Genomic DNA, 26,189 nt, shown 5'->3' with positions numbered 1-26,189 from the left:
AAAATCACCTTCTTAAAAAATTTGGCTTCTCAATCTCATTTATCAATCCAAGCAATATTTTATTGCCAATAATAGGAACAAAATATAAAAACAAAAAAATTAAAAGCATAACAGCATTAACTATCTTAAAATCATACAGTGAACTAAAATAAGAAAGAAATTCTACTACAACAATAAAAGGTACAAAAAATTCTCCAATTACAGATGAGATATCCAAAAAAAGATAAACATAATAAAGTCCAAAAACTACATTAATAGATGCATACATATATATCAAAAATAAATCAAATCTTTGTTGTATCAGAGATATGATTACAGAAATTATAAAACCTGCTATAAAAATTCCAATCAAGCCTAATATCTTTTTCTTAAACGAATTTCTATAATTATAAGCAAAATCAAAACATTCAAGAGCATCATCTAAAACAGAATCATTGTCACGTTGTTCAAACCAATAAGAATCATTTCTCCATGTATTGTTTTTCCAAGCTTTTTGTATCTTAATACACTCTGGAAGCTCACCGCCAAGCTTTTCAAGTGCCAATTCAGCTTCTATCTCATCATCAGTATGTTCCCAAAGCTTCAGTTTTCCTTCTTTCGTCAGACTTATTCGATGTTTTTCGCCACTACAAGGAACAGTTAAAGTATAAATTGACTTATCTTTATTGTTCATATTAAAGCACCTCTAAAAATCTATATTTAACAAACGCCGTTGAAGTATGTGAAAAGCTAATTTAAGATATGTAAGAGCATACTCTAAAACAGGATCATTAGAGCGAAAATCACTTTTACATAGATTATTTTCCCATGCTCTTTTAATTTTCAGGCACTCTGGAAGCTCACCGCCAAGTATTCCAAATGCTAATTCAATCTCTATCTCATCATCAGTATGATTTAAAAGTTTTAGTTTTCCTTCTTTTGTCAGGCTTATTTGATGTTTTTCGCCACCGCAAGGAATAGTCAAAGTATAAATTGATTTATCTTTATTGTTCATATTAAAGCACCTCTACGCCCATGAAAGTCCACGGTTATTAATCAAAAGGTCATACAAACTTCTAATTAAAGTATCAAAATCTCCATCAGGCGCACCACAATGCGTATGCATATCATCTAAATATATTGTTATTGTATTTCCACCCAAATCTTCCTCAAAAGATACTGTATGTCCTTCGTTAACCAAGTCTAATATCTTTTTTAAAATTTCTCTTTCCATTTATTCACACCTCTTTTGAATTTCCTCGAAAATCCACCTTCCAAGCTCTGCGTTCTTTTTCTGAACGTCCTCAAAAGCCTTTACAATTTTTTCTGCCTTTTCTTTAAGCTTTTCTTCTTCTGTTAAAGGCTGTTTTTCAGCTTCTTTTATGGCTTTTGTAAGTTCCCGTGTGCTTAATTCATGGCTTGCTGCATACTCGATCCATTTCTGCGGATCATCTGTATTGGCAGCTATTCTGTGATGGAACCATGATAAAGTCGGTATCCTTAAACTTTCGTCAGGAAAAGCTCTGTACACTTTTGCTAACTCTCTTATCTGTGCTGGACTGTCACCTGTCTGACTCGAAATCCAAGTTGCTTTTACATTGTTTTGCAAAAGCACATCCGCTATACGTCCTTTCTCCCAGCGACAGTCTATTTCCTGCTCATTCAAACTTATATATGCCTGAATGAGTTCTTCTAGGGAAGGCTCATTTATCTTTTTAAAATTAGGAAATTTATCAGGTATAGGAAGCTTTATAATTCTACATATTTCTTCAGGCGTTTTCTTTTCACGTATAGAAACTATAATTACAAGATCATATCTATCTATATTTCCATTGTGAACTTTTGCGTGACATTCAGGACACAGGCTAATCAAATTTTCTTTAACATCGTCTCCGCCTGCGCCACGTGTCTTAATATGGTGAACGTGTGTTTTGCCAGGTTTTCCGCAATACTCACAATAGTCCTTTCTAACTTCTTGAATAACAGAATCATCAACTATACGGCTATTCTTTTTAAGTGATATTACATCTCCCATCAAAATCACCTTTAACTATATAGTATATCTATTTATATATTTTGTCAATATGTAGATTTACTATTAACTAATTTTTTCTAACTGTTCGTAATTGAAGTCTACTTTTGTTTCTCTGTCAAACATTGTTAAGTAAACACTTACGCCATTTTTATTAAGTTCTTTGACAGTTCCTATACAGCCTGTAAAAGGTCCGTCTTTCACAAGCACATTATCATTTACATTAAACAGTCCATAATTTTCAGTATCATAAACAAAAATACGCCTTAATTCCTCGTTTGAAAGAGGAACAGGCTGCCTATCTGGTCCTACATATCCTACAACACCTTTAATGTTCCTTATTACATACCATGTATCACGTGTCATAACCATTTTTACGAGTACATAACTAGGCAATAACTTTTTTTCAACTTCTTTTATTTTTCCATTTTGTCTAACTGTCTCTTTTTGTGTAGGAACTTCAGCACGCAATATTAAGTTTTTATAAGTACCGTTTTGAATTATCATATCTATTTTTTGTTTCACTTTATTTTCATGGTTAGTTAAGGTTTGTACTGCATACCACTTTGGCTTTTCTTTCGTTTCTATCATGTTTTTCAATCCTTTCTCTTTATTTAAAATTGAATGTCCTTTTTGATGTTTTTAGGCACAAAAAAAGAGACTGTTTCTTTTTGCAGCCTCTTTCTGTTAATTTGCCTTTTTCTAATCTTCTTTGTTCTCGTTATACTCTCTGACAGTACCGCCAAAATACCAATGATTTTCTTCTATCCACTCAATGAACTTATCAAGAAAATTATCGGCACTCATAGGATTTTCTCTTGTATCCACTACGCCGTCTATGACTATTTCCATGATTTTTCACCTCCGTTTTAAAATTAATAATTAAACATCTGACTGATATGGATAATCTAACAGATCGATAGCGAAATCTATGGCATTTTTGACATCTTCTTCAGTTAATGAATATTCACTGCATATCTCCTCAATTGACATATTATCTTTTAGACATGACAATATTAATGAAACAGGTATTCTCCTGCCACTTATAGTTGGCATACCAGCAAGTATATCATTGTCTACAACTATTCCTTTATACTTCTTTGCTACTGACTTAAAATAATTTTTAATGAAATATTCATTTTCCATGTTTTTAGTCCTTTCTAAAATATTCATCAATAATACGCTGCATATATTCTTGACCTGCTTCTTGTCTTATTACAAAACGCAAATATTCATCTACTATACACTGCGTATATTGTTTACTTATACCTCTATTTTTGCTCTCAAAATGCCTCTTTCTCATAGTAATTAATCTTTCTTTTGAAGATTTATAAACAGACTTATCCATTTTTTATCATTCCTTTTAGACAAAAAAAATAAAGCCTGCATTTGGCTTACTTTATAGCAGGATGTGAATAATTTTTCTTATATGGAATGTGAAGATAATACTGTTTGATTAGTATTATTTTCTACGATTAATCAATCTTACACATTTTTTCACAGATGCCACTATATATACATCGTTAACTTTCCACACACATGCTGCTAATTGAACCACTGCATCCTCACATTGTGAAAATACTTCCCACTTCATTGACAACAGTTCTGCAATCATCTCATTTGGAATATTTTTATCAAATAATATCTCAACGACTGTAAATTTATCATTTTTACGGATTGTACACACCGTAATTCTATAATCTATACCATTGAAAGTATAAATTATAGAATAGTCAATCGTATCTTTGATAAAACTGCCTTCTATAAAATTCACAGCATCACAATCATTATATTTTACAAAAACCACAAAACTCACATAGTATATAATAATTTGAATTTTTTTAGCACTACAATTTCATCACCTTAAGCACAGGAAACTCTATCTAAAAATCATTTAGCTGAAGAAAAATGTACCTTTACCTCCTTCCTACTCTCTGCTTAACTTATACACAGCTAAAGGTATGCGCATACCTTGTTAATGTTTTTGTTTTTTTCTTTTATTGATAATAATTTTATAAAGAATAAAATCAGAAATTATAAAAAGTAAAGACAATAAAATTACCTGTAATTTTATTTGAAAATTAACATCTGAAAATATTATTGATATACCAGTAAAACCAATCAATAAAGCATACAATAAAGCAGATATTTCAGGTATTGTTTGAAAATGTGGCAATATCACTATCAACAAAAATAAATACGTAACGGATAAGTATATGATTACCACTGGAAAACCATGAAAAAACATATTATTGAACACTCCATTCTAAAATTATACATATTTTAAAATACTTTTACAAATTTTATTAAGTTTCTTTTTATTTCTTAATTTTTTAACCCACCTTTTTGGAATTTCTTTATAACCCCAATAAACACCTGCAAGTCCACCTGCAATCGCACCTATTGTATCTGCATCACCACCTAAATTAACAGCATTTATTATTGCTTGTTCAGGATTTTCTGACTCCAAAAAAGCCCATAAAGCACATTTTAAAGTATTAATTGTATAACCATTAGGTATTAAATCATTTTTATTAATCTCTATTATATCTTCAAAAATTTTCGTTATTTCATCATTAACTACAATTGATTCCGATATGAAATTTATACTTTTATTTAATACTCTTAATTTATCTTTTTCACCATATAAAATATAATGAACCATAAGCGAATATATAGCACATGTCAAACCTGCTTTTGGATCAAAATGTGTCATTTTTGCTATTGCTACTGAACGTTTTATTATATCTATCTCATCCTTATAAACAATTCCAACAGGTATTGTACGCATCAATGCACCATTACCTGCACTTTTCCCGTCTAACCATTCATGTGCTTTTTTAGCAGCAATTTCCCACTCATAATTAGACAAATTATATATCCACATAGATCTAATAGCCGTCTTAACAGTACCACCAATATCGTATGGATTTGTTGCTGCCCATCGTAAAAAATGTTCACCAATTTTAGGAACTGGATCAGCCTTATTTTCAATTATACCTTCTGCAACTGCCAACGTCATTTCAGTATCATCTGTCCATTCTCCAGGTTTTAAATTTAACCAACCACCACCAATAATATCCTTTAAAACACCGTATTTAGATACAATATTTTCCTTGCGTTCATGCTCTACCGTAGCACCCAAGGCATCTCCTATAGCAACACCGTAGAACGCACCGTATATTTTATCTGTTATGTTATTAATCATAAAAAACTCCTTTCTTTCATTTAACGTTATTAACATCTGCATTAAATTTAACCTTTATCGTTCCTCTAGGCACATACAAGGTTGACGTAGCTTCTGTACTGACATACAATGTTTGATTTTTACCTATTTTAACGTGTTGTGCAACAATGTCATAATTATCATTAAACGCATCATTAGATGTATATTCTACATTTCCAACATAAAAAAACGGTAATGGCCAACCTTGCTTTCTGAATTTAATTCCATCTACAGTGAAATTATCAGAACCATTATCAGTTATGAAATACTTGATAATTTTCTCAAATCTCGGCTGTCCATCTGTTTCTTGCAAGTACGTTGTTTCCGCATCATATTTCTTTAAAATATATCTCCCATTTCCAGCATCGGCATAAACATAATAATACGTGTTTGTATCAAGACTGCCAAAGCCTACAAAAAATGCGCCAGAAAAAGAACCTGAAACGTCATTGTTAAGTCCTAATGATTTAATTGGATAAGAAACGACATAAGTTCTGCTCGTATAATGATACTCTTTTCCACATCCAGACACAGCCAAAACCAAGCTTACTAACAGCATTATTAACACAAACTTTTTAATTTTCACAACAAACATCCTCTTTCACGTTTTAACAAGTCTTTTCAACTCATTCGCAATGTGCGTCCATATTGCTGTATTAACCTTGTCCTTCTGACTTATAGCCTTTGATAGATGCTTTAAGGCATTGTAATAGTACTTCTTGATGTTATCAGTCTGCTTTTTAGAAAGCCTTTCTAAATCCTGCATAGACATTGAACTAACAATATCATTTACACTGCTTGCCATTTACCGCACCTCCTAAAGCATCAGAAATGTTTAAAACTTTGCCTTTTGTAAGCTTGTCTATACGCCTTTTTAAAAAACTTGGCATAAACATTTCCTGCTCTTTACGTTGCCTTGCCGTACCATATAGCCTTATAAACTGTTCACGTACAAGCTCTATATTCCTTGACAAACATATTTCCGACCAGCCAATAGCCTTGACAACATCACGTACAACTTCTGACATACTGCCAAAGGCTTCTTCAGGTCTGTAATAACCATATAGCCTTATTGCACGTGCAACCTCATACCATGCCTTATCTTCATCAGGAATATCAGGTTTCGTAAAAGCCATAACCTCCTTGTAAAGATCATGTACCGTAGGAGGATACGGACTTTCAAGTATGAACTTTTGAAGTGCACAATTAACAACCTCATAAGGCACGTCTTTAAACATGAAAGCAAACAGGCTAATCATGCCTTGTTTATTCTCCTGTATTTGTTCAGCATAGCGAGGATAAGCAACTTTAAGTGCATTGACAATCTTTGTTGTTTCTTGCACTGTCATTTCAGTTTCCTCCTTCACAGGCAAAAGTCAAATTTCGGTGCTTTTGTTTGCTCACTACAAGCAGATTTCTAAACATCTCTTTGGCAGGAGGAGAACCGCTGGATATACTCTTTCGTTTCCGCATACCTGCATTAACTGCCAATTCCAATCCTTCAAAGCCTGTACAAGGCACTCTTTTTCCCACTGCGGTTGTCAAACTGTCTGCATTGCAGGAAGGACATTCTTGCAATGCGTTTGTGTGTCTATTGACAAAGGCTATTTGACTTTGCCGCCGATTCACAGTTTTTTCAAGCAGTTTTTCAGGCTTATCTGTTTGCCTTAATGATTTCTGATAACGCCTGTCGGCAAGACTGATAACTTTGGATTTGCGTACTTCGTCAGGTTTACTGTCAGTTTCATCAATAGGCACTTTTTTAAGCTTGTTATGGTCAACAATACGCACTTTTTCAGGCTCATTGAGGTTTCTGCCAACTTCTGCAACAAGCACCTCGTCAGGCTTGTCAGCATCAAGCATTTTTTCAGGCTCACTTAAAAGGCTTTCAGGCAATGCGTCAAGCTCATCAGTAAGCCTAACATCATGTAGTTTTTCACGCTTTTCAGTGCCATTTACGACACTGGCAATATCATTTTCGGTGTCGTCAACAACTTTTGCGTTAAATGCATTTTCAAGCATTTTGACAAGTTCCTGTTCAGTGTTATCAACATGCTTTTCAGGCATATCTGAAGCAGTGTCAACGTCACTTTCAGCATCATCAATGACCTTTGCATTGAACGCTTCTTCGAGCATTCTGACAAAATCCTGTTCGGTGCTGTCAGCATGCTTTTCAGGTACATTTTTAGCATCAGGCTGCATTGTGTTGTCAAGCTCACCAACAACAGAAAAGCCAGCTTCTTCAAGAATTTTGATGTCAGCATCACTTAACTTGTCTTTCGCAAGAATTTTGACGACATCATCGCTCAAATCGCTCAAAAAAGCATCACAAGAATCTTTGCAGTCTTTTTCAGATGCATTTTGCGCATTTACCTGTGCCTTTGTGCTATTTTCTTCGTCAATGACCGTAAAACCATATTCTTCAAGCATTTTCCAGTCACCATCAAAATCCTCAAAGGCATCACAGTCTTGCACAAATTGACCTGATGAGATTATCATGCCATCATCGTCAGTTTCTTCAAGGCTGTAGTCGTTCCAGTTGCCATAGCCGTAATTGACTTCTTCGCCTTCAGGAACAAAGTCAAAGCCTTGTTCTGTCCTTGCTGTGACAAAGTGGTGCAGCATTAAGTCGGCATTGCTGTCAGCATTTTGATTGCCTTCTGACTCGGTGACATCGGCTTTGTCGAGTACATGTAGCACATGGCTGTCAGTATCGCAGTCTGTTTTTTCCGCTGCGGAAGTGAAACTGCTTGTGTCCTCCGCATAAAGACATTCTTGCAAGTCAGTGCTGTCCTGCAAAGTTTGTTCTGCATCCATGCCAGCAGGCTCATTTTCAAGTTCAATCAAGTCGGCATCAGGCATGATAACGTTTCTTTCAGGTTCTCTTTCAGGTGCATTAAGGCTTGTATCAGGCTTTTGGTTAGACACTGTTTTAAGCTCTCTATCAAGTTCACTATAGCTCATTTCAAGGCTTGCTTTAGATGCATCATCAGGATTAGGCATAGCATCAAGCATAGCGAAAAACTCTTTGTATTCTTCGCTCTCAAAAAGCTCATCATCAAGCTTTAAAAAGTCGTCATCAAGGTCATCAACGTTTATAGCATCAGGCTCTTTTACAGCATCATTAGGCATATCTAAAGCATTATTCAGGTCTTTTTCAGGCTTATTCAGGTTGCTATTCAAGATTTTACCAGTCTTATCTTCAAGCATAGTTACTGTGCTTAATACAGGCTTATTTACAGGCTCTTTATCAGGTTCTCTATCAAGCTCTTTAAAGCTTATATCAGGCTCTATTACAGGTACCTTAAGGCTTATTTCAGGCTTTATATGCTCTATATCAAGTGCTTTATTAAGGCTTATATCACGCTTATTATTATCAAGTATACATACAGTATCTTTAGGTGTATTATCCGTATTAAGATTATCTATCTTAGTATCACTACACCATAGAGATGACTTCCACAGTGATCTTTTAGATCTAGTAACTAGCTTATTATCACTAGATTTACTTGAGAGAGAGACACTATCAGGTAAGATAGTCTCTGATGTAGTCTGTGATGTATTCTCTGTATTGGTCTCACGTTCAGGTGCTTGACCTCCTACGTTTGTTGTAGGTACCTCCTCCGTTCTATCGTAGGAGGTATTACGTTGCGTTGTAGTATCAACTATTTCACGTCCTACCTCTTTCGTTTTATCGTAGGAGGTATTATAATGTACTGAATTATCATCTGAATCATCAATTTCTTTAATGTTGTTATAAGTTATTTCTTCAATTCTTTCAGGAACTGGTTCAATAAACATAACATTTGTTAATTTTAGACCAGATGTAGGCATTGTAATAGTTCTGAATTCAAGTGTAATTAATCCTAAATCACGAAGCAGTTTTATTGCATCTTGTGCTTGGCGTTTTGAAATTCCAAATTGGTCTGCAAAACTTTGATATGATCTTTGTAATTTGTCTGCATTAAATTTTGTTTTATATCCTTTTATTTCTCCTGTTGCTGGATCTCTTATAATTGTTGGTCTATACCAATAGACAATTTCAGCTAATATTATTATTGCATTTAAGTTAGGTTTACCTGACTGAAAAGTAATATGTTTATACCAATTTGCAGGTATAATATTCCCTTCAAAATTAATTTTTCCTATTTGTTCTACAATTTTGTTCATTTTATTCACTCCTTTTTATTTTAGTTTTTGCAAACGGTCGTATGTTTACAACAAAAATGGCAGCCTTTAGTTTGGCTGCCATTTTTGCCGACTGTTTGCAATTTTTTAAAAGGAGTGTACAAAAAAAAGGCAGCCTTAAAGCTGCCAAAACACGAACAAATGTTTAAAGGAGGAATTTTGTGTGATATGCCCGTAGGAACGAAGTTCAGATCGGGAGGTCAATCTGTTTCGTTCCACAAAAAAAATAGGACGCTTTTGACGTCCTATCATGCAGGAAAAAGTTCCTCAATGTCCTTTTCAGTTTCTTTAAGTTTTTTCGCAGCGACAAGATGTTTACAGTCGCCTTCATAGTACTTAAATGCAGGACAGGTGCACACATTGTGAAGCAGGTCTACCGCATAGTCTTCTGTACCATGTGCAATATATATGTCATTTGTTATTTTCTCAAGGTTGTTTATGTCAAAAACACCACGATGATAATTGCAAAAATCAGAGGTTTGTTTTAAAGCTTCATTGGAAAGTTTGTCGGCTTGCTTGTTCTGTTCACGTGGAATCCACTTAAAACTTGCATGCATATAAAACAACATGTCTTTGCATTGATTGTAATAAGGTCTTAAGCTTTCCTGTTTAAGTTTCCAGTTGCCTGTTATTTGTTCTATGACAAGCTGACTGTCACCGTGTATTAAAATTTCTTTAACACCATGTCGATATGCTGAATTAAGTAGTTCTAATAGTGCCATGTATTCTGCTTCGTTGTTTGTATGTATGCCAATATATTTGCTTATCTTTTCTACTATCTCACCGTTTTCGTCTATCAGTACACCACCAACACCGCTGTCACCAGGATTGCCTTTCGAGCAGCCGTCAAAGTATCCATACCACATGCGCTTACCTTCCTTCTATAAGATTTTATTTTTCAGGCATTTGAAAAATTTTGTTTCCAGTTTTGATTGCATTATATAAGTTTTGTATTATTTCTTTTGCTCTTTTTTCATCAGCATATTTGCCTAAAGTTACATAGTTGTTTGCCATAATACTCCACGTAGTTTCACTGCTTGTATCTTTAGGCTCTATCCAAACTTCTGTAATTTGCTCAATGAAATTCTTATTTTGTCCTAATACCCACATTAATATCATTCCTCCTTATTCAATTCCTAATTGTTCTGCTATCGTGTTCCAGTCGTTAAGAATTTTTGCATATCTGTCAGTATAGTTGATATTTTCTGTTGCATGTTTTGTTGCATTTTTGATACGTGATATGTACATGCAAAGCATTTTGTATTGTTCATCTGTAAGTTCTAATTTGATTTTGTACGTTGCCATGTTTGCATCACCTCAAAAAAAAAAGAGCCTTAAAGGCTCCAATTAAGTTTTTGTTGTAAAAAATATATTATTAATATTACAATGAATTTACCGATTCTAATAAATATTTAAGAAATAGTGTAATCAATGTAAAAAATATTTTACTATGGTTAACTATAATTGTTTTAAATTTATTTATAGTATCAGGTTTTTTCCTTCAATTTCTAAATTGGCATATTGAATAAGTAAAAATTAATATAATTGTTGGTAGCACATACCAAATTAATTTTCCAGGTATGGTTTTATATTTTTTGCTTATAAGATATGTAGCATAATATACGTTCACAAACAAAAGTATTATTGAAAAATCAATATCTGTTAAATCTTTCAATGAAAGTGAAAGCAAGATGCTTGCAAGATTAATCTGGTAAACTGAAATTAAATCACCGTTTTCGATTTTTTTTATTTTATTTTTATTTTCTTTTATTTTTTTAAACAAGGTCATGTTTGCATCACCTCAAAAGAAAGAGCCTTAAAGGCTCCAAAGTTAGGGGGTTTTGGTTGCAAAAAAAAAAGACGTTCACAAACGAGTGAACGTCTTAAAAGGTATGCGCATACCTGTAAAGTTATGGTAAAGCATAGCAAAGAATATAAAAGTTGCTATAAGTCCTATAGATTGGTCTATAATAGAACCTGTATTAAACAAATGGAATCCAAAACGTCTTTCATAAGGATATAAAAGCTCAATGCCTGCATTTGTCATTAAGTCTGCTACAAGGTGCATACCATAGCCTATTATGGCAGGTATAAGAAGCATTTTATCGGACAATACAAGTATTAATATGAACGTTGCAAAACCTGCAAACGAGTGAGTAAAACCTCTGTGTTTCGTGAAGTACGCAAAGCCTATATAAACTGCAAACAAGATCGCTGCAAGCAACGAAAAGTATTTATAATGCCATAAAAAATAATCTGCTATTAATAGTAACGGAAAGCCTAATGGCAAGCCTGGAATAATGTCTATTTTACGTCTTATTAGGCTGTGTTCTTCGTCTATGTCAGGCAACAATGAACTTATTCCTGCTGTTATAAGTGCCTGAGGTAGTGCGTGCGGATTTGTTATTACCGTTGCTGTTGTTGCAAGACCTATTGCAAGGTGTGTACGTCCTAACATTTTATCACGTCCTTTTTAAATTTTCTTCTAATTGCAATCTCAAAACTTCTTCATTAGTTAGCGGTGCAGGTATAGCATCAACGTTAGTAAACCACATTACTTCTTGAATATTTTTTATTTTATGCCAGTTTTGAGCTGTCATTTCAGCTTTAAAAAAAACATAATTAGGATACTTTTTTATTGTTTTTATTTTTTCTTTACCATTTTTAGTTATTATTTCTGTAGTTGTAGGAATGGCAACATTAATTATACCAAGTTTAATTAATTTTTCACGTACTTTTTCTTCCTGATTTGTGAATGTTTGAACTGCATACCATTTCTCCAATTTAATCTTCCTTTCTTTTTGCAAAAAAAATAAAGCTATTTTAAAGCTTTCTTTTCAACATTGCTGGTCCATTTTTCAGATTCTATATTTTGTGAATATTGAACAAACTGGTTTAACGTAGATTTATGTACTTTTATTGTACGTGGAAGATCGACAAGTTTTCTGCCACATGCTTCGTTAAAAATTAATTTTTGATTATTTGGATTGTAGTCATAGTGCGTAATTGACATTGCAATTAATGTATCAGTACCAAGTTTACGTTTTTTTGATAAAATTACTGTTGCGTGTATTTCTTGCTGTCGTTTTAAAGCTTCCATTAACATATTATCTTCTTCATTTTTTTGTTTGCGCTTTTGATTTGCAATTTTTCCAACCTGTTGATTGTGTTTTTTATGGTTTTGTGCTTTACGTCTTTCTTTTTCTTCGATGTATTCAGGAAATTGTTTTAGAATTTTAGATATTGCCTGTTTGCTTACATTTTCTTCTTTGGCAATATCAACAGCTTTTTTGTGTTCTATAAAATATGAGTGATAGACTTTATTTTTATCACACATTATTAGTCCTCCCATTTAATTTTGGTTGACTTTTTGTTAAGTCATTTTTTGGACATAGTACGACCTATATATGTCTATTGCTTATCTTCATTTGATGATGTTTCAAGAAAATTTTCATTTTTTATTTTGTCAAAAACAAATTTAGCAATAGGATCATAATATTTGTTTTCATCTATTTCTTCATATCCGATTATTTCTTGTTCATCTGGCTTGTATATTTCTTGTTTAAGTTTATTTCTACTTATTGTTGTTTTTATTATTGCAACTTGCATTTTTTACCTCCTTTTAAAGAATATTTTTTATATTTTTGTTTCTACCCAAATTATTCAAACAGCTTTTTGCGACGAATCGTCCAATTTATCAATAGAAAAAAGTTCTTCAATTGTACTTCCTAATATTTTAGATAATTTTATACTTGTTTCAAGATTAGGATTTCTAATTCCTTCTTCAATTTTATAATAATGTGACATTGATATTCCTAATAAATTTGCAATATCTTTTACTTTTAATCCATTGTTTTTCCTTATTCTTATTAGATTTATTCTTTTCGTATTTTTCATGCAAACACCTCCATTGGACGTTTTGTCTTGCGATTTAATTATATTATATGCGACTATTCGTCCAATGTCAATAGTTTTTTGCCCATTTTGGACAAAAATGTTTATTTTTTGGACTTATTGTGATAAAATATTTTTTGGACTCATTGTGATAAAATATTAAAATATATTAGGAGGTGGACATTTTGGAATTTAAAGATAGATTAAAAGAATTAAGAAAAGAATTAAAAAAAGACAGATATGAGATAGCAAAATTTTTAAATGTTTCTTATTCTACAATTGCGAAATATGAATCAGGTGTACGTTCTCCAGATAAAGAAACTCTTGATAAGTTAGCAAATTACTTTAATGTTAGTGTAGACTATCTGTTAGGAAGAACTAACATACGCAATCCAGAAAGAATGAACAATGACAAACTTACCGCAAAAGATGAAAGAGATATTGCAAAAGATCTCGAAAAGATGATGAATGATTTAGAACATGCAGATGGACTGATGTTTTATAACGAGCCGATTTCAGACGAAGACAGAGAATTGTTAAAACAGGCTTTAGAATTTGGATTACGTTTAGCAAAAATAAAAAACAAAGAGAAATATACGCCTAAAAAATATCGCAAGAGGTGATCTTTTTGTACTCACGTGAGCAAATAATATTAATCACAAAGAAGCTGACTAAAAAGTACAAAACTAATAATCCTCTTGAATTATCTGAGTGTTTGAATGTAGATATTATTGCACTCCCGCTAGGGAACATATACGGATTTTATAAATACACACATCGTAACAAACAAATATATGTTAATAGCGACTTAGATTATAGAGATAAAATTATAGTTTGCTCTCACGAACTTGGACATGCTGTATTACATCCACGTGAAAATTGTCCTTTTTTAAAAACATATACATATTTTGGAGATAGACTAGAAATAGAAGCTAATTTATTTGGTACATATTTATTAATTCAGACAATAAATGAAGATTTTATGACATACGAACAAATCCTAAATGCTTTTAATGTCGCTGAAGAAATAGCAGCATATAAAATGATATGATAAAAAATAAAATTGTTTAAATTATAATTTATAGCAAAATATTGAGGTGATAATAAATGAAAGCAGTAGCATATTGTAGATATAGTTCAGATAATCAACGTGAAGAATCAATTGAAGCACAAGCTAGAGCAATAAAAGAATATGCAGAAAAAAATAATATTGAAATTATTAAAATATACGCAGATGAAGCAAAATCAGCAACTACTGACGATAGACCACAATTTTTACAAATGATTAAAGATAGTGAAATGAACATATTTCAAGCTGTTATTGTACATAAGTTAGATAGATTCGCAAGAAATAGATATGATAGTGCTTTTTATAAACGTCTGCTTAAAAAGAATGGTGTTAGACTTATATCTGTATTAGAACAACTTGATGATAGTCCTGAAAGTATAATACTTGAAAGTGTTCTCGAAGGTATGGCTGAATATTATTCAAGAAATCTTGCAAGAGAGGTTATGAAAGGATTAAAAGAAAATGCATTTCAAGCAAGATTTAATGGAGGCATACCGCCTTTTGGGTATGATATTATAAATGGACATTATGTTATTAATGAAAAAGAAGCTGAAGCTGTTAGACTTATATTTAAAATGTATAATGATGGCTATGGTTATAGACATATTATAGATGAATTAAATCTGCATGGTTATAAAACTAAAAAAGGTAATACTTTTAGCAAAAATAGTTTGCATGATATTTTAAAAAACGAAAAATATATTGGAAAATACATATTTAATAAAGGTACTAAATATAAGCATAATATTTGCAAAGAAGATGTAATTATAATAGATAATGCTATTCCCGCAATAATAGATAAAGATTTATTTGAGGAGGTACAAAAAAAGATGGAAAAAGCAAAAAGGACACAAGCTGCACATAATGTAAAAAGAATATATTTGCTTTCTGGACTTATAGAATGTGGTATTTGTGGTGCAAGTATGACAGGCTGTTTAGGAAAACAAAAGTATACATATTACAGATGCAATAATAAACAACGTACAAAGCAATGTGATAATAAAGATATAAACCAAGATATGATAGAAAATTACATTTTGAGTGAATTGCAGGAAAAAATTTTTAATGATGATATTATACCTCAAATTGCCAAATCTTTAAACAAAGAAAATCAAGAAATTATAAGTGATAGGCAAAATATGCAAAAAACACTTTTAAAAAGGAAAGAAGAAATAGATAAAAGTATTTCTACTATTGTAGATGCTATTGCAGCAGGACATTTTCATCCGAGCCTTGATGCTAAATTGACCGAGCTTGAGCAACAGAAGAATGAAGTTGAAATACGATTAAGAGAATTGGAATTAAAACCTGATGTAAGTATTATAACAGAAGATATGATAACAGCATATTTAATAAAAGATAAAGATATTTTGACCAAAGGAGACAGAAAGAAAATAAAAGCTATGCTACCTACATATATAAAAAAAATTACCGTCTACCATGATAAGGTTGAGGCAATTTTGAAAATCTCGATTAATCAAAAAGTTTGTACATGGATGGTAGCGGCGAGTGGAGTCGAACCACCGACACTGCGGGTATGAACCGCATGCTCTAGCCAACTGAGCTACGCCGCCATATTTGGTTGCGGGGGCAGGACTTGAACCTGCGACCTCCGGGTTATGAGCCCGACGAGCTGCCAACTGCTCCACCCCGCGATATTAAGCTGGTGCCGGAGACCGGAATCGAACCGGTACGAGCTTTAAAGGCCCGCAGGATTTTAAGTCCTGTGCGTCTGCCAGTTCCGCCACTCCGGCACGTCACTATCATTAGCGACATCATTTATTATATTACATAATATATTATAAGTCAAGACTTTTTGCTTTGATATTTTAGCTAATTAATATTATTTTTTTTAAGAAATCTATTTATCACAGCGCCCTCCAAATTGTCCCACTCACTTGCGGAAATCGAATTAACATTTAAAAGCTCTAATATTGTAATAAGTATTATTGTTCCGGCTATAATTATATCTGCCCTTTCAGGCTGCAACCCATTTATCAATTTTCTTTCTCCAAGTTTAACTGACATAAGTAATTCAAGGAGTCTCTTTACCTCGTTTTTGGAAAGAACATATCCATGAACTTTTTCCCTCGAATAAACTTTTAAGCCCTGTGACATTGCTGCCAATGTCGTTATTGTTCCTCCTATGCCTATAATGTTACATGTTATATTTTCATTATTTTCGATAAATGGTAACAACATATCTATTATATACAGTCTCATATTGTTGTATTCATCGATTGTTGGCGGGTCATTTTTAATAAACCTTTCCGTCAATCTGACAGCACCTATATCAAAACTTTTCTTTATAAGATTATCATTGTAATATGAAAATTCTGTACTACCTCCACCAATATCCAATACCAATGCATCTTTTTTATTTATACCATATGAGGCACCCAAATAACCATATAAACTCTCAGTTTCACCATCTATAATATCTGTATTTAATCCTATTTTAGATAATTCATCTAAGAAATAGTCAGAATCTTTTGCATCTCTCATTGCTGAAGTCGCGAATGCATAGATATCAGTTACATTATAATCTTTCGCATCATCTAAATATTTTCTTATAATATCGATACTTCTTATAACAGCATCATTGTTTAATCTGCCACTTTTTGACACGCCTTCACCAAGTCGTGTTATTTTAACATCTTTTTTTACTGTCTTAATCAATTCACCATCAATATCACATATAAGATGGCGTACAGAATTAGTACCTATATCAATAACAGAGCACCTCATTGTAGTCCTCCTGAATTGAAAATCTTCGGGTAGTCCCCGAATATTAATAATTAGCGTTTCTTTTGTAACCGCCGCCTCTTCGTTTTGATTCGAAATTCTTTTTAAGCTGTTGTTGCCTTTCATCAGAGTCTTTCAGAAATTTAGAAATTCTTTCTTCAAAAGAAATATTATTATTCCGATTGCTATGATGCTCAAATTCATAGCTCCTATTGCTTTTTTCGGATTTGGGCTTTGGCAAAGCTTTCTTTATTGACAAGCTTATGCGTCCTTCCCTATCCATTGAAAGGACCTTTACTTTTACTTTATCATTTTCCTTTAAAAATTCATTAATATCTTTGACATAAGTATTCGCGATCTCTGATATATGAACCAAACCCGTCTTGCCTTCCGGTAATTGAATAAACGCTCCAAAATCAGTGATATTGAGAACAGTTCCTTCAACTACCTCTCCTACCTGAAATGGCATATAAATATTTATCCTCCCTTTAACTTATTTAATACTAATATGTTTATTATATATTAAAAAACATATACTATCAAGTGTGTAATTTTGTAAAAATAAAGTCTTTATTCTATTTTGTTGAATCTTTGTTTTCCTTTGATGTATCTATGTACATTATCTCGCCTTTTTTAATAAGTCCAAGCTTTTGTCTTGCTTCGTTTTCTATAAACTTATCTGTTTCTATATATTTTATCTGATTATTTAATTCTTTATTCTCGATTTGTACAGCAATCTCTTTGGATTTAATTTCATTATACTTCTCATCTAACATATTCAATGTAATTTGCTGCTTGACAAATGTAAATGCAACATAGATAATAAAAATGCCTATCAATATTGTTTTAATTCTAATCTTATTCGTTACCTTCATCATTGGAACAGACCTCTCATCATTTTGTTCTTCTAGTATATATTCGACATTTTGATGAAAAATCCTCTATTTTTTTTTCTTAAAAAGATTAAAATGTGAAACAATGTTATCAATTAGCATTTTTAGAATAGAAAATATCTTTGCTAAATATCTATATGGTACAAGGAGTGCTTTATATAAAATTACAATTGGATAGCTAATCATTTTAAATGTTTTTATTACTATTTTAAATAAAATTCTATAAATAAAAAGTAATGTTTTTACAACAAAAGGACTTAATACAACATTATAGGCTAAAGCACCTATTATAAATCCGAGAAATGTGTAAAATCTTATCTCAACATAATTGCTAATATATAAAAAAAATATAAAAACAATAGTACCAATAATCCAAAAGGTAATATCTCCTATATCTGTAGCAATTCTCTTCGGTTTTATAATTATCCTTATAACTTTATAAACATCGTATATAATTGCAATTATTATGCCACCATATAACATAACAAAGAAAGAATAAAGCTGGTTTTGTACATTCATTACCATTTACATATTACCTCCTCCTGTTATATTATATTAGTATGAAAGACTTATATGATTATCTTTAAGCCTTTCATATATTATTGAATAAATTGTAAGAATATAATTTTAAATGTTATTATTATATAAATATAAAGGAGAAGTTGCATATGAGTACTATTTACGTTTCCGGTCATAAGAACCCAGATACAGATTCAATTTGTTCTGCAATAGCATATGCTAATTTAAAAAGGAGATCAGAAAATATTGAAGCGATACCGGTAAGGCTTGGACCTATAAATAGAGAAACGCAATTTGTATTAAATTATTTTAATGTTAAAGAGCCTGATTTAATTGAAAATGTATATACGCAGGTTAGCGATATATCTTATGATAAGCCTTTAACAATTAAAGAAAATGCTCCTATGTATGAAGCATGGAATATGTTACTTGATAAAAATTTTAAGACTATTGCCATCGTCGATGAAGAAAATAGACTTAAGGGAGTAGCTACAATGGGTGACCTTGCAAAAGCATACCTTACATCATCACAAGAATTATCAAATTATAGCATACCTATTAAAAATATTCTAAAAACCTTAAATGGCCGAATAATTGTCAAAAACGAAGATTTTATAAAAGGAGACATTATTGTTGCCGCAATGCAAACAGATTATGTTATTGGTAAGATTCGTGATGGGGTAACATTGATCGTTGAAAATAGAGAGAACATCCAATTGGAATCTATAAAAAATGGTGCTAAAACAATAATAATAACAGGCGATAGCAATCCATCCGACAGTGTTATAAAAGAAGCCAAAAAGTATAATTCAACAATAATTGTTGTTCCTTGTGATACCTTTGACACCATTAAACTCATAAATCAATGTCTTCCAATGTCACACATTATGATAAAAGATGATATTGTGACATTTAAAGATAGTGATTATATTGATGATGTAAGGCAAACAATGTTAAAGTATAGATACCGTAACTTTCCTGTCGTAAATAGTGAAGGTAAAGTTTTGGGACTTTTAGCAAGACGTCATATATTAAACTATGAAAGAAAAAAAATCATACTTGTGGACCATAACGAATTGTCACAAGCAGTTGACGGTATTGAGGATGCCACAATTCTTGAAATTATCGACCATCATAGAATCGGCGGTGTTGAAACAAACCAGCCAATATTATTTAGAAATCAGCCAGTTGGTTGTTCATCGACAATAATAAATAAGATTTTTGAGGAACGTGGCTTGATACCGGAAAGGCATATCGCTGGGCTTATGTGTGCTGCAATATTGTCTGACACATTAGTATTTAAATCGCCAACCTGTACACCGGAGGATATAAGGGCAGCGAGAAAATTATCTGAAATAGCCGAGATTGATATTGAGACTTTTGGTAAACAAATGTTTGAAGCTGGGACATCCTTAAAGGGTAAAACTGTTGAAGAAATATTTTATATGGATTTTAAAGAATTCATAATCAACAATTTTAAAATCGGAATTGGTCAAGTAACCACATTATCAAGTGTTGGAAATCTTAAAGAAGATTTATTAAAATTCATGGAGAAAGAAAGAAAAAATAAAAATTACGACATGCTTTTATTAATGCTTACTGATATTATTAACGAAGGTTCTTTGGTATTGTTTGCTGGCAATCACAAAGATTTATTAGCTAAGGCATTCAATATTGACATAACGGATAATAATTTTTATCTTCCATATGTCATATCAAGAAAAAAGCAGATTGTACCACCAATAGCAAAAGCGATAAACTCAAAATAGGTTTATCGCTTTATTTCTTCTATCACATCTTTAAAATTATTAAACGGTATATGGGGAATATTATTTTCTATACAATATTTTAGCAGTGTATCACGTGCAAATAGTTTATCTGCATATTTTGCTACACATATGTCTGAATAACCATCACCAATAAAAATAACTTCTGTATTGTCATTTTTGTATTTTTTTAATATCTCAAGTTTGCATGAACCACATTTATCACATTCCGATGATGTATTAAATTTAGCAACAATATTCCCATCTTTAAAATATAGTCTATTGCTATAATATTCAAGATGTATATTGTACTTGTTAAGAATAGTTTTAATATTAAAATCATATCCATCGCTTGCAATTATGACTTTGTATCCTCTCTTGTTACATAAGTTTAAAAAGTCCTTAAAATACTCATCTATTTCTATTTTATTAAGAAGTTTTTTTAGCTTTTCTTCATCCATATCCATAAGCTTAAACGTCTCAAGTGCACATTCTTCGGTACTAATCAAACCTGTCTCCCATTTTCTTTCTATCTCCTGCCAGCCATCCTTTGCAAATGCCTTAACCATTGCATAACAAGTATCTTCTTTTGTTATGGTGCCATCAAAATCAACAAGTATATAGGTACACATAATGCATCCCCTTTACATCATTTTAATACAATGATACACGAAAAGGGATAACTTTTCAATGTTGGCATCACTTCACTTTTATTTAAACATCCTACTTAAAAATCCTCCAGATTTACCCATTATTCCACTTCTATCGCTGTATGTAAGGCTTACAAGTTCTCCATCAATAGATACATTTCCTTCATCTAAATTAAGTTTATTTATATGAAGGTCCTGTCCTTTTATTGTTAAAAGTCCCAGTGCCGTTTCAAGTATAACCAATTCATCATCAAAACTTACTACATTATCTACACCAGTTACCTGCATCTTTTCTCTGTTTTGTATTGTGATGTTCTGTTGTTTATTACTGTTTGTCCCTCTTCTATCCTCCATCATAACACCTCCTCTTTTTATCTAATTTTATGAAGGTGTATGGTATTTTAGAACAAATATCAATAAAAGAGGGTTTTAATCATAACCCTCTTCGCGTTCCAATTACCATAGTTTTACAATATTCAAATTTTTAAAGTAATGCATAATTATATCTTTAGCTTTCGAACCTTGTTTTGCCATTTGATATGCGCCCCATTGCGACATGCCGACTCCATGACCAAATCCCCTTCCTTTTATAAGGAGATTGCTGCCATCATATTTTACACTGTCAAGCATTGTAGATTTCATTTTTTCACTGCCAATAGCTATTCTAAAGTCTGGTGCATTTACAGGAGTTTTATCAAAATTAAGATTTACAGTCCTTCCCGATCCACCTTTTGTCCCTATAGTAACTGAACTAAAATCCTTTATGTTCACACCCATCTTATTAAGTGCATTTAAAACATCTTGTTTTGTAAATGTCGCAGTCCAGTTTTTTATATTTGCGGGGGCATCTTTACTATCATTTGACTTCACACTTTCAATATACGGCGGTTCTGGCTTTTTATAATTTAACCCTTCTTTTGCCATAGCAGTTCTACCTGCTGCATCTGAATGAAACCATGCATCTATATATTTACCATTGAATATAGCGACAGTCCCCCTTGTATCATTTACAGCTTTTCTGATTCTTAAGTTTATGTTTGCTGGATTCCATGCCTGCGCTTCTTCAAAATCTGTTGATATATCTGCTCCGTCATATTTCGACTTTTTAGTATCAACGAAGTTCAATACATAACTTCTAGCTAGAATGGCTTGTGCTTTTAATGCCTCTATCGGCCAATCATTTTTTATCTCCCCCGCAACAGTACCCATAACATATTGCTCAAGTGGCATAGTTTCTATCTTTCCTGTTTGACTTATATATACCTTTAAAACAGGTTCCTTTTTATTACCACGGCTAATCTTTGCCGGTATTGCAGGTAATAACACTTGTGGTTTTCTTTTTTGCAATGGTTTTTTAGATGGTGTTGTACAAGATGTCAAAGCAAATATAGCTGTCATAACCAATAATAATAATTTTAATTTATTTCGCAAAAAAATCCCTCCTATGCTAAACTTAACGTATAAATATATATATACTTTTATGTTAGTATAGGAAGGATTATTGAGATGTATTCATATTTATAAATATTTAATACTTTAACTTAAATAAAATAATACATCTTTAAAGTAACTTATACATATTCTCTGCTTCGTCTTTTAATACATGTTCTTTTAGATCGACAACTTCAGCCTTTATAGCTTTACTTCCGAAATTGATTTCAATGATATCCCCTTCTTTAAGGACATCACCGGCCTTAGCTACTTTTCCGTTAATTGATATCATGCCTTTATCACATGCTTCTTTTGCTATTGTTCTTCTTTTTATAAGCCGTGACACTTTAAGAAATTTATCTAACCGCATTGATTTCCGTCTCCTTAAAAGATAAATCAGGTCATACGACCTGATTTACGCATTCACCAAATCTTTTAAAGCTTTGCCTGCTTTAAATACTGGTGCCTTCGATGCAGGAATTGTTATTTCTTCTTTTGTCTGAGGATTCCTGCCCTTTCTTTCTGCTCTTTCTCTTACCTCAAATGTTCCGAAGCCAACCAACTGCACTTTATCACCTTGCTGGAGTGCTTCTTGCACTGCATCTACGAAAGCATTTAACGCTTTCTCTGCTTCTTTCTTCGTTAATTCGCTTTTTTCTGCAATCTTTGTAACAAGATCTGCTTTATTCACGATTATACCTCCTTAGTAAAATATACTACACTTATTTATTCTTCACAAATTTAAAAAATCCTTCTAATTTAAGCTTATTTTTAATCTTTTTTATCAAAATTATGCATTTTTGCTTCATTCCAGAGCAAATCCATCTCAGATAATGTCATATTTTCCATCCTTTGCCCCATTGTATTTGCGGAATCTTCAATGTACTTGAATCTTTTTATGAATTTATCAACAGTTTTATGCACAGCAAGCTCGGGGTCAATGCTTAAAAATCTGGCTACATTTACTACAGCAAAAATCAAATCCCCTAATTCTTCAATTTTTCTATCCTTATCTTTCCCTTTATACACCTCCTTAAATTCATTTAACTCCTCATAGACCTTTAATATGGCATCATCGACATGATTCCAGTCAAACCCAACTTTTGCCGCTTTTTCTTGAACTTTGTAACCTCGAATTAGAGCTGGCATAGACCGCGGGACATCTTTTAATTCATCTGTATGAGATTTAAGACCTTTTTCGCCTTTTTTTATCTCATCCCACCTCTTTAAAACAGCATCTGATGTTTTTATTTCTTCTTCACCAAAAATATGTGGGTGTCTAAACACCATCTTTTTACATTCGCCATCGCAAACATCATGAAAATCAAACGCCCCTCTTTCGCTTGCTATTTGTGAATGAAAAACAACTTGTAAAAGAACGTCACCGAGTTCCTCAAGCAGATTTTCGTCCGACTTTTTATTAATTGCATCAATTACCTCATAACATTCTTCGATTAAATATCTCTTTAATTTATCGTGATCCTGTTCTTTATCCCATGGGCAGCCATTTTCACTTCTAAGTATCGCCATTATCTCGATTAGATCATTAATATCATACCTTTCTTGTACAATATTTTTAACAGGTGGAATATAAATAGATGTAAGGTAATCTATCCAATCAATCCTATCAATCATATATAATGGCATTGCTTCGATTCTTTGCTCGTCTTTTAATCCAGCTCTTTTTATAACTGTAACTTCAAAAACATCACCGTAAATCTCCATAAGCTTAAGTTTTATATTTGATGCTACCATTCTGCTATATACCTGTGTTATTAAATTGTTGCATTTTTTGTCAGGTTTTATACTATCTATTGACAAAGCATCGATAATTTTTAGTCCATATACAGGATCAATTTTTAACTCGTTTATAACTACATCTATAAAACTCATAGCTGGAATGATTTCCAAATTTATATCGACATTTTCCCTCGAAAACTTTAATATACATTCGACAGATTTTTCAGCAACAAGGGGATTTCCAGGAACAGCATATACTATATTATTATATTTTTCAGCAATATCTATTATTTCCCGAGCAATAGTGTCATAAACCTCTTCAAATGTTGAGCTTTCTTCATATATTTTGTCAAATGTGGTGTATTGTAAACCTAATTTCCTTAAATATTCAGCAGCTGGATGCTTTGCTGTTCTCAAAAATAGCTTATCTGCATTTTTAATCTTTTCAAGTGTTCCAAGTGTAATTTGATCATATGAACCGGGTCCAAGACCCACTATTATTAGCTTACCCATTATTTCACCTCCATTATTCTTTATTATACCATGAGATTGCAATAAAAAAACAATATAGGAATACATAATTATTAGCAAAAATATTTATTTATCTTAAAATTTATTAATAAATTTAATTTATATAATTGAAAAACGTCATAAGTTAAATTATAATATAATTTATAATCATTAAGGGGGGCAGATTTTATAATGGATGTAGTAAAGCTCGGGAAAAAAATTAGAGAAGAAAGGAAAAAGCTTTTTTTAAAGCAAGGCGACATATCTGGTGATGAATTTTCTAAAGGCTATATCAGCTTAATTGAAAAGGGAAAAATTAACCCGTCCCTCAAAGCCTTGAACTTTATAGCAAATAAATTAAATAAGCCATTAGTATATTTTCTTGATGATGATTATAAAGAAAAAGCCGAACTTTTAGAAGAAATTAATATGTATAAAAAAGCATTTAAATTGATAATTGATGGTAGAAGAGCAATCGACAGTGGAAATTACGAGGATGCCATAAATATATATAAAAAGGTTCTTGAATGTAATCTTGACAATTTTTCTTTAAAAATAGTTAGCTTTTATCTTGGCAGGACTTATGTTTATTTAAAAAATTATAAATCTGCATTGAATATATTTGAAGAATGCTTGCCATATTTTACTGAAAACTCAGCATATGAAATCTTGGTAGAAATTTATTACCATCTTGGCCTTTGCTATGGTAATCTGCAAAACTTTTCTACATCCCTTTCATATTATCTAAAAGCGGCTGATGAATTCGAGAAAAGCAGCATTATAAATTATGAACTTAAATGTAGGATATTATACAGCATAGGAACTCTCTATAACAAAATGGGCGAACTAATTAAAGCGAGGGACTATTATCTAAAGTGTTTAAGCTATGCAACTAAAACTAAAACAGTTGATTATATTGCAAAGTGCAATAATGGACTTGGACTTGTTAGCTACAGACTCAAAGAATACAAAGATGCACTGAAGTACATTAGAAAATCTCTTGTTATTAGTAAAGCATTAAACGCAAAAAGCGATATTGCTAATGAATACAATTATATGGGATTTGTTTATACAGATTTAAAAAAGTATGATATTGCAAAAAAATATTTTTTCTACAGTTATGCGATTTACAAGGACTTAAACGACAGATTGGGCATGGCATATAATTTGACTGAATTAGGCAGAATCGATTTTTATATGGAAAATTTTGAGAAAGCAATAGATCATTTAAATGCCTCTATGGAAATTGTAAAAGAATTAAATGAAGAGGAGGAAATAGGGAGGTTATATACATTATTAGGAAGTATTCATTTAAAACTTAATGATTTTGAAAAATCAAAATCAGAGCTTATTAAATCTGTTGAAATACTCAGAAAGCTGGGGCTTAAAAGAGATTTATCAGACGCATACAAAGCATTGGGAAATCTATATATAACAATTGGTGAACCGGACCTTGCAAGTGAGAATTTTAATAAATCTATTGAACTATTATGTGATTATTATAAATAGGAGGACTTTTAAGTGAAGACATTTGTATTATTCTTTGA

Annotated in this window: 38 protein-coding genes and 3 tRNA genes; 5 read left to right on the top strand and 36 right to left on the bottom strand. The window is 31.9% G+C overall.

Annotated elements, in window-relative coordinates:
* Nucleotides 1-4: 4 nt before the first annotated feature.
* The 23 genes from CPG45_RS08180 to CPG45_RS08070 all read right to left on the bottom strand — a co-directional run bounded on the left by CPG45_RS08180 (nucleotide 5) and on the right by CPG45_RS08070 (nucleotide 13,322).
* A complete protein-coding gene (locus CPG45_RS08180; RefSeq protein ID WP_096231441.1) occupies nucleotides 5-673 on the bottom strand; it encodes a hypothetical protein in 669 nt (222 codons plus the stop codon).
* A 12-nt stretch (nucleotides 674-685) separates the two neighbouring features.
* Entirely contained in the window at nucleotides 686-994 is a 309-nt protein-coding gene (locus CPG45_RS08175) for a hypothetical protein (protein WP_096231440.1), read from the bottom strand.
* Nucleotides 995-1,006: 12 nt separating this feature from the next.
* Nucleotides 1,007-1,213 carry a hypothetical protein gene (locus CPG45_RS08170; RefSeq protein ID WP_096231439.1) on the bottom strand — a complete coding sequence of 69 codons (207 nt, stop codon included), beginning with the start codon at nucleotides 1,211-1,213 and terminating at the stop codon, nucleotides 1,007-1,009.
* Nucleotides 1,214-2,014 (bottom strand): HNH endonuclease, encoded by an 801-nt coding sequence (locus CPG45_RS08165; RefSeq protein ID WP_096231438.1) that lies wholly within the window; start codon nucleotides 2,012-2,014, stop codon nucleotides 1,214-1,216.
* Nucleotides 2,015-2,077: 63 nt separating this feature from the next.
* Entirely contained in the window at nucleotides 2,078-2,602 is a 525-nt protein-coding gene (nusG, locus tag CPG45_RS08160; protein WP_096231437.1) for a transcription termination/antitermination protein NusG, read from the bottom strand.
* A 111-nt stretch (nucleotides 2,603-2,713) separates the two neighbouring features.
* Nucleotides 2,714-2,863: a hypothetical protein gene (locus tag CPG45_RS17020; protein WP_172856518.1), complete on the bottom strand. Its 150-nt coding sequence runs from the start codon at nucleotides 2,861-2,863 to the stop codon at nucleotides 2,714-2,716.
* Nucleotides 2,864-2,893: 30 nt separating this feature from the next.
* Nucleotides 2,894-3,157 (bottom strand): DUF433 domain-containing protein, encoded by a 264-nt coding sequence (locus CPG45_RS08155; protein ID WP_172856516.1) that lies wholly within the window; start codon nucleotides 3,155-3,157, stop codon nucleotides 2,894-2,896.
* 4 nt (nucleotides 3,158-3,161) lie between these two features.
* Nucleotides 3,162-3,359 (bottom strand): hypothetical protein, encoded by a 198-nt coding sequence (locus CPG45_RS08150; RefSeq protein ID WP_096231435.1) that lies wholly within the window; start codon nucleotides 3,357-3,359, stop codon nucleotides 3,162-3,164.
* Nucleotides 3,360-3,473: 114 nt separating this feature from the next.
* Entirely contained in the window at nucleotides 3,474-3,818 is a 345-nt protein-coding gene (locus tag CPG45_RS08145) for a hypothetical protein (protein WP_096231434.1), read from the bottom strand.
* A gap of 465 nt (nucleotides 3,819-4,283) precedes the next feature.
* Nucleotides 4,284-5,219, bottom strand: a complete 936-nt coding sequence (locus tag CPG45_RS08135) for an ADP-ribosylglycohydrolase family protein (protein ID WP_096233543.1) — start codon at nucleotides 5,217-5,219, stop codon at nucleotides 4,284-4,286.
* Nucleotides 5,220-5,235: 16 nt separating this feature from the next.
* Nucleotides 5,236-5,832, bottom strand: a complete 597-nt coding sequence (locus tag CPG45_RS08130) for a hypothetical protein (RefSeq protein WP_231968665.1) — start codon at nucleotides 5,830-5,832, stop codon at nucleotides 5,236-5,238.
* Between the two features lie 6 nt (nucleotides 5,833-5,838).
* Nucleotides 5,839-6,042: a hypothetical protein gene (locus tag CPG45_RS08125; RefSeq protein WP_096231431.1), complete on the bottom strand. Its 204-nt coding sequence runs from the start codon at nucleotides 6,040-6,042 to the stop codon at nucleotides 5,839-5,841.
* Entirely contained in the window at nucleotides 6,023-6,586 is a 564-nt protein-coding gene (locus tag CPG45_RS08120) for a replicative helicase loader/inhibitor (protein ID WP_096231430.1), read from the bottom strand. Before CPG45_RS08120 ends, CPG45_RS08125 begins: the two co-directional genes overlap by 20 nt.
* Nucleotide 6,587: 1 nt before the next feature.
* Entirely contained in the window at nucleotides 6,588-9,407 is a 2,820-nt protein-coding gene (locus CPG45_RS08115; protein ID WP_096231429.1) for a hypothetical protein, read from the bottom strand.
* 266 nt (nucleotides 9,408-9,673) lie between these two features.
* Complete coding sequence (locus tag CPG45_RS08110) at nucleotides 9,674-10,291, bottom strand: ribonuclease HI family protein (RefSeq protein ID WP_096231428.1); 618 nt, start codon at nucleotides 10,289-10,291, stop codon at nucleotides 9,674-9,676.
* Nucleotides 10,292-10,316: 25 nt separating this feature from the next.
* Entirely contained in the window at nucleotides 10,317-10,544 is a 228-nt protein-coding gene (locus CPG45_RS08105; protein WP_157732353.1) for a hypothetical protein, read from the bottom strand.
* Between the two features lie 6 nt (nucleotides 10,545-10,550).
* Nucleotides 10,551-10,730: a hypothetical protein gene (locus CPG45_RS08100; protein WP_096231426.1), complete on the bottom strand. Its 180-nt coding sequence runs from the start codon at nucleotides 10,728-10,730 to the stop codon at nucleotides 10,551-10,553.
* Nucleotides 10,731-10,926: 196 nt separating this feature from the next.
* A complete protein-coding gene (locus tag CPG45_RS08095) occupies nucleotides 10,927-11,214 on the bottom strand; it encodes a hypothetical protein (RefSeq protein ID WP_096231425.1) in 288 nt (95 codons plus the stop codon).
* A 75-nt stretch (nucleotides 11,215-11,289) separates the two neighbouring features.
* Entirely contained in the window at nucleotides 11,290-11,883 is a 594-nt protein-coding gene (locus tag CPG45_RS08090; RefSeq protein WP_096231424.1) for a metal-dependent hydrolase, read from the bottom strand.
* A 4-nt stretch (nucleotides 11,884-11,887) separates the two neighbouring features.
* Nucleotides 11,888-12,208: a transcription termination/antitermination NusG family protein gene (locus CPG45_RS08085; protein WP_157732352.1), complete on the bottom strand. Its 321-nt coding sequence runs from the start codon at nucleotides 12,206-12,208 to the stop codon at nucleotides 11,888-11,890.
* Between the two features lie 35 nt (nucleotides 12,209-12,243).
* Nucleotides 12,244-12,762, bottom strand: coding sequence for a helix-turn-helix domain-containing protein (locus CPG45_RS08080; protein ID WP_197702786.1), 519 nt, complete (start codon nucleotides 12,760-12,762; stop codon nucleotides 12,244-12,246).
* A gap of 74 nt (nucleotides 12,763-12,836) precedes the next feature.
* Nucleotides 12,837-13,034: a hypothetical protein gene (locus CPG45_RS08075; RefSeq protein WP_096231422.1), complete on the bottom strand. Its 198-nt coding sequence runs from the start codon at nucleotides 13,032-13,034 to the stop codon at nucleotides 12,837-12,839.
* 54 nt (nucleotides 13,035-13,088) lie between these two features.
* Entirely contained in the window at nucleotides 13,089-13,322 is a 234-nt protein-coding gene (locus CPG45_RS08070; RefSeq protein ID WP_096231421.1) for a helix-turn-helix transcriptional regulator, read from the bottom strand.
* Nucleotides 13,323-13,504: 182 nt separating this feature from the next.
* Here CPG45_RS08070 and CPG45_RS08065 point away from each other — a divergent pair, with 182 nt between their 5' ends.
* Genes CPG45_RS08065 through CPG45_RS08055 form a run of 3 tightly spaced genes read left to right on the top strand, consistent with a single transcriptional unit; the run spans nucleotide 13,505 to nucleotide 15,929 of the window.
* Nucleotides 13,505-13,942 carry a helix-turn-helix domain-containing protein gene (locus tag CPG45_RS08065; RefSeq protein WP_096231420.1) on the top strand — a complete coding sequence of 146 codons (438 nt, stop codon included), beginning with the start codon at nucleotides 13,505-13,507 and terminating at the stop codon, nucleotides 13,940-13,942.
* A 5-nt stretch (nucleotides 13,943-13,947) separates the two neighbouring features.
* Nucleotides 13,948-14,370 carry an ImmA/IrrE family metallo-endopeptidase gene (locus tag CPG45_RS08060; RefSeq protein WP_157732351.1) on the top strand — a complete coding sequence of 141 codons (423 nt, stop codon included), beginning with the start codon at nucleotides 13,948-13,950 and terminating at the stop codon, nucleotides 14,368-14,370.
* 56 nt (nucleotides 14,371-14,426) lie between these two features.
* Complete coding sequence (locus tag CPG45_RS08055; protein ID WP_096233541.1) at nucleotides 14,427-15,929, top strand: recombinase family protein; 1,503 nt, start codon at nucleotides 14,427-14,429, stop codon at nucleotides 15,927-15,929.
* Here the strand turns inward: CPG45_RS08055 and CPG45_RS08050 are convergent.
* The 7 genes from CPG45_RS08050 to yabQ all read right to left on the bottom strand — a co-directional run bounded on the left by CPG45_RS08050 (nucleotide 15,886) and on the right by yabQ (nucleotide 18,551).
* Nucleotides 15,886-15,962: transfer RNA gene (locus tag CPG45_RS08050), tRNA-Met, on the bottom strand. The genes CPG45_RS08055 and CPG45_RS08050 overlap by 44 nt on opposite strands.
* A 5-nt stretch (nucleotides 15,963-15,967) precedes the next feature.
* Nucleotides 15,968-16,043, bottom strand: a tRNA-Met gene (locus CPG45_RS08045).
* A 9-nt stretch (nucleotides 16,044-16,052) separates the two neighbouring features.
* Nucleotides 16,053-16,142, bottom strand: a tRNA-Leu gene (locus tag CPG45_RS08040).
* Between the two features lie 79 nt (nucleotides 16,143-16,221).
* Nucleotides 16,222-17,136 carry a Ppx/GppA phosphatase family protein gene (locus CPG45_RS08035; RefSeq protein WP_096231418.1) on the bottom strand — a complete coding sequence of 305 codons (915 nt, stop codon included), beginning with the start codon at nucleotides 17,134-17,136 and terminating at the stop codon, nucleotides 16,222-16,224.
* A 43-nt stretch (nucleotides 17,137-17,179) separates the two neighbouring features.
* Complete coding sequence (locus CPG45_RS08030) at nucleotides 17,180-17,602, bottom strand: S1 domain-containing RNA-binding protein (RefSeq protein WP_096231417.1); 423 nt, start codon at nucleotides 17,600-17,602, stop codon at nucleotides 17,180-17,182.
* A gap of 106 nt (nucleotides 17,603-17,708) precedes the next feature.
* The gene (locus CPG45_RS08025) at nucleotides 17,709-18,011 is read right to left on the bottom strand and encodes an FtsB family cell division protein (protein WP_231968664.1); all 303 of its coding nucleotides are present in this window, start codon (nucleotides 18,009-18,011) and stop codon (nucleotides 17,709-17,711) included.
* 63 nt (nucleotides 18,012-18,074) lie between these two features.
* The gene (gene yabQ / locus CPG45_RS08020) at nucleotides 18,075-18,551 is read right to left on the bottom strand and encodes a spore cortex biosynthesis protein YabQ (protein WP_096231416.1); all 477 of its coding nucleotides are present in this window, start codon (nucleotides 18,549-18,551) and stop codon (nucleotides 18,075-18,077) included.
* Between the two features lie 143 nt (nucleotides 18,552-18,694).
* Between yabQ and CPG45_RS08015 the strand changes: the two genes are divergently transcribed.
* Complete coding sequence (locus CPG45_RS08015; protein WP_096231415.1) at nucleotides 18,695-20,314, top strand: putative manganese-dependent inorganic diphosphatase; 1,620 nt, start codon at nucleotides 18,695-18,697, stop codon at nucleotides 20,312-20,314.
* A 2-nt stretch (nucleotides 20,315-20,316) separates the two neighbouring features.
* Here CPG45_RS08015 and CPG45_RS08010 read toward each other — a convergent pair whose 3' ends face one another.
* The 6 genes from CPG45_RS08010 to yabN form a co-directional block, all read right to left on the bottom strand.
* Nucleotides 20,317-20,943: an MtnX-like HAD-IB family phosphatase gene (locus CPG45_RS08010; protein WP_096231414.1), complete on the bottom strand. Its 627-nt coding sequence runs from the start codon at nucleotides 20,941-20,943 to the stop codon at nucleotides 20,317-20,319.
* 78 nt (nucleotides 20,944-21,021) lie between these two features.
* Complete coding sequence (gene yabP / locus CPG45_RS08005; protein ID WP_096231413.1) at nucleotides 21,022-21,315, bottom strand: sporulation protein YabP; 294 nt, start codon at nucleotides 21,313-21,315, stop codon at nucleotides 21,022-21,024.
* A 102-nt stretch (nucleotides 21,316-21,417) separates the two neighbouring features.
* Complete coding sequence (locus tag CPG45_RS08000; RefSeq protein ID WP_172856632.1) at nucleotides 21,418-22,359, bottom strand: SpoIID/LytB domain-containing protein; 942 nt, start codon at nucleotides 22,357-22,359, stop codon at nucleotides 21,418-21,420.
* Between the two features lie 163 nt (nucleotides 22,360-22,522).
* Complete coding sequence (locus CPG45_RS07995) at nucleotides 22,523-22,762, bottom strand: RNA-binding S4 domain-containing protein (protein ID WP_096231411.1); 240 nt, start codon at nucleotides 22,760-22,762, stop codon at nucleotides 22,523-22,525.
* Between the two features lie 45 nt (nucleotides 22,763-22,807).
* On the bottom strand, nucleotides 22,808-23,083 hold the full coding sequence (gene hbs, locus CPG45_RS07990; RefSeq protein WP_096231410.1) for a non-specific DNA-binding protein Hbs: 276 nt from the start codon (nucleotides 23,081-23,083) through the stop codon (nucleotides 22,808-22,810).
* An 80-nt stretch (nucleotides 23,084-23,163) separates the two neighbouring features.
* Nucleotides 23,164-24,645, bottom strand: coding sequence for a bifunctional methyltransferase/pyrophosphohydrolase YabN (yabN, locus tag CPG45_RS07985; protein WP_096231409.1), 1,482 nt, complete (start codon nucleotides 24,643-24,645; stop codon nucleotides 23,164-23,166).
* Nucleotides 24,646-24,834: 189 nt separating this feature from the next.
* Here yabN and CPG45_RS07980 point away from each other — a divergent pair, with 189 nt between their 5' ends.
* A complete protein-coding gene (locus CPG45_RS07980) occupies nucleotides 24,835-26,151 on the top strand; it encodes a helix-turn-helix transcriptional regulator (RefSeq protein ID WP_096231408.1) in 1,317 nt (438 codons plus the stop codon).
* Nucleotides 26,152-26,189: the final 38 nt, after the last annotated feature.

Origin of the sequence: Thermoanaerobacterium sp. RBIITD (assembly GCF_900205865.1) — a bacterium.
Classification (GTDB): domain Bacteria; phylum Bacillota; class Thermoanaerobacteria; order Thermoanaerobacterales; family Thermoanaerobacteraceae; genus Thermoanaerobacterium.
Note: the sequence above shows the minus strand (reverse complement) of the source record. Positions and strands in the feature narration are given on the sequence as shown.

Excerpts from the sequence above, each read along its gene's own strand:
- CPG45_RS08130 (WP_231968665.1), bottom strand. The coding sequence starts at position 5,832 with ATGTTTGTTGTGAAAATTAAAAAGTTTGTGTTAATAATGCTGTTAGTA.
- CPG45_RS07995 (WP_096231411.1), bottom strand. The coding sequence starts at position 22,762 with ATGCGGTTAGATAAATTTCTTAAAGTGTCACGGCTTATAAAAAGAAGA.
- CPG45_RS08035 (WP_096231418.1), bottom strand. The coding sequence starts at position 17,136 with ATGAGGTGCTCTGTTATTGATATAGGTACTAATTCTGTACGCCATCTT.
- CPG45_RS08150 (WP_096231435.1), bottom strand. The coding sequence starts at position 3,359 with ATGGATAAGTCTGTTTATAAATCTTCAAAAGAAAGATTAATTACTATG.
- CPG45_RS08110 (WP_096231428.1), bottom strand. The coding sequence starts at position 10,291 with ATGTGGTATGGATACTTTGACGGCTGCTCGAAAGGCAATCCTGGTGAC.
- CPG45_RS08000 (WP_172856632.1), bottom strand. The coding sequence starts at position 22,359 with ATGACAGCTATATTTGCTTTGACATCTTGTACAACACCATCTAAAAAA.
- yabQ (WP_096231416.1), bottom strand. The coding sequence starts at position 18,551 with ATGGTAATGAATGTACAAAACCAGCTTTATTCTTTCTTTGTTATGTTA.
- CPG45_RS08010 (WP_096231414.1), bottom strand. The coding sequence starts at position 20,943 with ATGTGTACCTATATACTTGTTGATTTTGATGGCACCATAACAAAAGAA.
- CPG45_RS08120 (WP_096231430.1), bottom strand. The coding sequence starts at position 6,586 with ATGACAGTGCAAGAAACAACAAAGATTGTCAATGCACTTAAAGTTGCT.
- CPG45_RS08175 (WP_096231440.1), bottom strand. The coding sequence starts at position 994 with ATGAACAATAAAGATAAATCAATTTATACTTTGACTATTCCTTGCGGT.
- yabP (WP_096231413.1), bottom strand. The coding sequence starts at position 21,315 with ATGGAGGATAGAAGAGGGACAAACAGTAATAAACAACAGAACATCACA.
- yabN (WP_096231409.1), bottom strand. The coding sequence starts at position 24,645 with ATGGGTAAGCTAATAATAGTGGGTCTTGGACCCGGTTCATATGATCAA.
- CPG45_RS08070 (WP_096231421.1), bottom strand. The coding sequence starts at position 13,322 with ATGAAAAATACGAAAAGAATAAATCTAATAAGAATAAGGAAAAACAAT.
- CPG45_RS08170 (WP_096231439.1), bottom strand. The coding sequence starts at position 1,213 with ATGGAAAGAGAAATTTTAAAAAAGATATTAGACTTGGTTAACGAAGGA.
- CPG45_RS08090 (WP_096231424.1), bottom strand. The coding sequence starts at position 11,883 with ATGTTAGGACGTACACACCTTGCAATAGGTCTTGCAACAACAGCAACG.
- CPG45_RS08025 (WP_231968664.1), bottom strand. The coding sequence starts at position 18,011 with ATGATGAAGGTAACGAATAAGATTAGAATTAAAACAATATTGATAGGC.
- CPG45_RS08080 (WP_197702786.1), bottom strand. The coding sequence starts at position 12,762 with ATGTGTGATAAAAATAAAGTCTATCACTCATATTTTATAGAACACAAA.
- CPG45_RS17020 (WP_172856518.1), bottom strand. The coding sequence starts at position 2,863 with ATGGAAATAGTCATAGACGGCGTAGTGGATACAAGAGAAAATCCTATG.
- CPG45_RS08030 (WP_096231417.1), bottom strand. The coding sequence starts at position 17,602 with ATGCCATTTCAGGTAGGAGAGGTAGTTGAAGGAACTGTTCTCAATATC.
- CPG45_RS07980 (WP_096231408.1), top strand. The coding sequence starts at position 24,835 with ATGGATGTAGTAAAGCTCGGGAAAAAAATTAGAGAAGAAAGGAAAAAG.
- CPG45_RS08095 (WP_096231425.1), bottom strand. The coding sequence starts at position 11,214 with ATGACCTTGTTTAAAAAAATAAAAGAAAATAAAAATAAAATAAAAAAA.
- CPG45_RS08180 (WP_096231441.1), bottom strand. The coding sequence starts at position 673 with ATGAACAATAAAGATAAGTCAATTTATACTTTAACTGTTCCTTGTAGT.
- CPG45_RS08100 (WP_096231426.1), bottom strand. The coding sequence starts at position 10,730 with ATGGCAACGTACAAAATCAAATTAGAACTTACAGATGAACAATACAAA.
- CPG45_RS08075 (WP_096231422.1), bottom strand. The coding sequence starts at position 13,034 with ATGCAAGTTGCAATAATAAAAACAACAATAAGTAGAAATAAACTTAAA.
- CPG45_RS08055 (WP_096233541.1), top strand. The coding sequence starts at position 14,427 with ATGAAAGCAGTAGCATATTGTAGATATAGTTCAGATAATCAACGTGAA.
- CPG45_RS08155 (WP_172856516.1), bottom strand. The coding sequence starts at position 3,157 with ATGGAAAATGAATATTTCATTAAAAATTATTTTAAGTCAGTAGCAAAG.
- nusG (WP_096231437.1), bottom strand. The coding sequence starts at position 2,602 with ATGATAGAAACGAAAGAAAAGCCAAAGTGGTATGCAGTACAAACCTTA.
- CPG45_RS08135 (WP_096233543.1), bottom strand. The coding sequence starts at position 5,219 with ATGATTAATAACATAACAGATAAAATATACGGTGCGTTCTACGGTGTT.
- CPG45_RS08115 (WP_096231429.1), bottom strand. The coding sequence starts at position 9,407 with ATGAACAAAATTGTAGAACAAATAGGAAAAATTAATTTTGAAGGGAAT.
- CPG45_RS08165 (WP_096231438.1), bottom strand. The coding sequence starts at position 2,014 with ATGGGAGATGTAATATCACTTAAAAAGAATAGCCGTATAGTTGATGAT.
- CPG45_RS08125 (WP_096231431.1), bottom strand. The coding sequence starts at position 6,042 with ATGGCAAGCAGTGTAAATGATATTGTTAGTTCAATGTCTATGCAGGAT.
- CPG45_RS08105 (WP_157732353.1), bottom strand. The coding sequence starts at position 10,544 with ATGATATTAATGTGGGTATTAGGACAAAATAAGAATTTCATTGAGCAA.
- CPG45_RS08015 (WP_096231415.1), top strand. The coding sequence starts at position 18,695 with ATGAGTACTATTTACGTTTCCGGTCATAAGAACCCAGATACAGATTCA.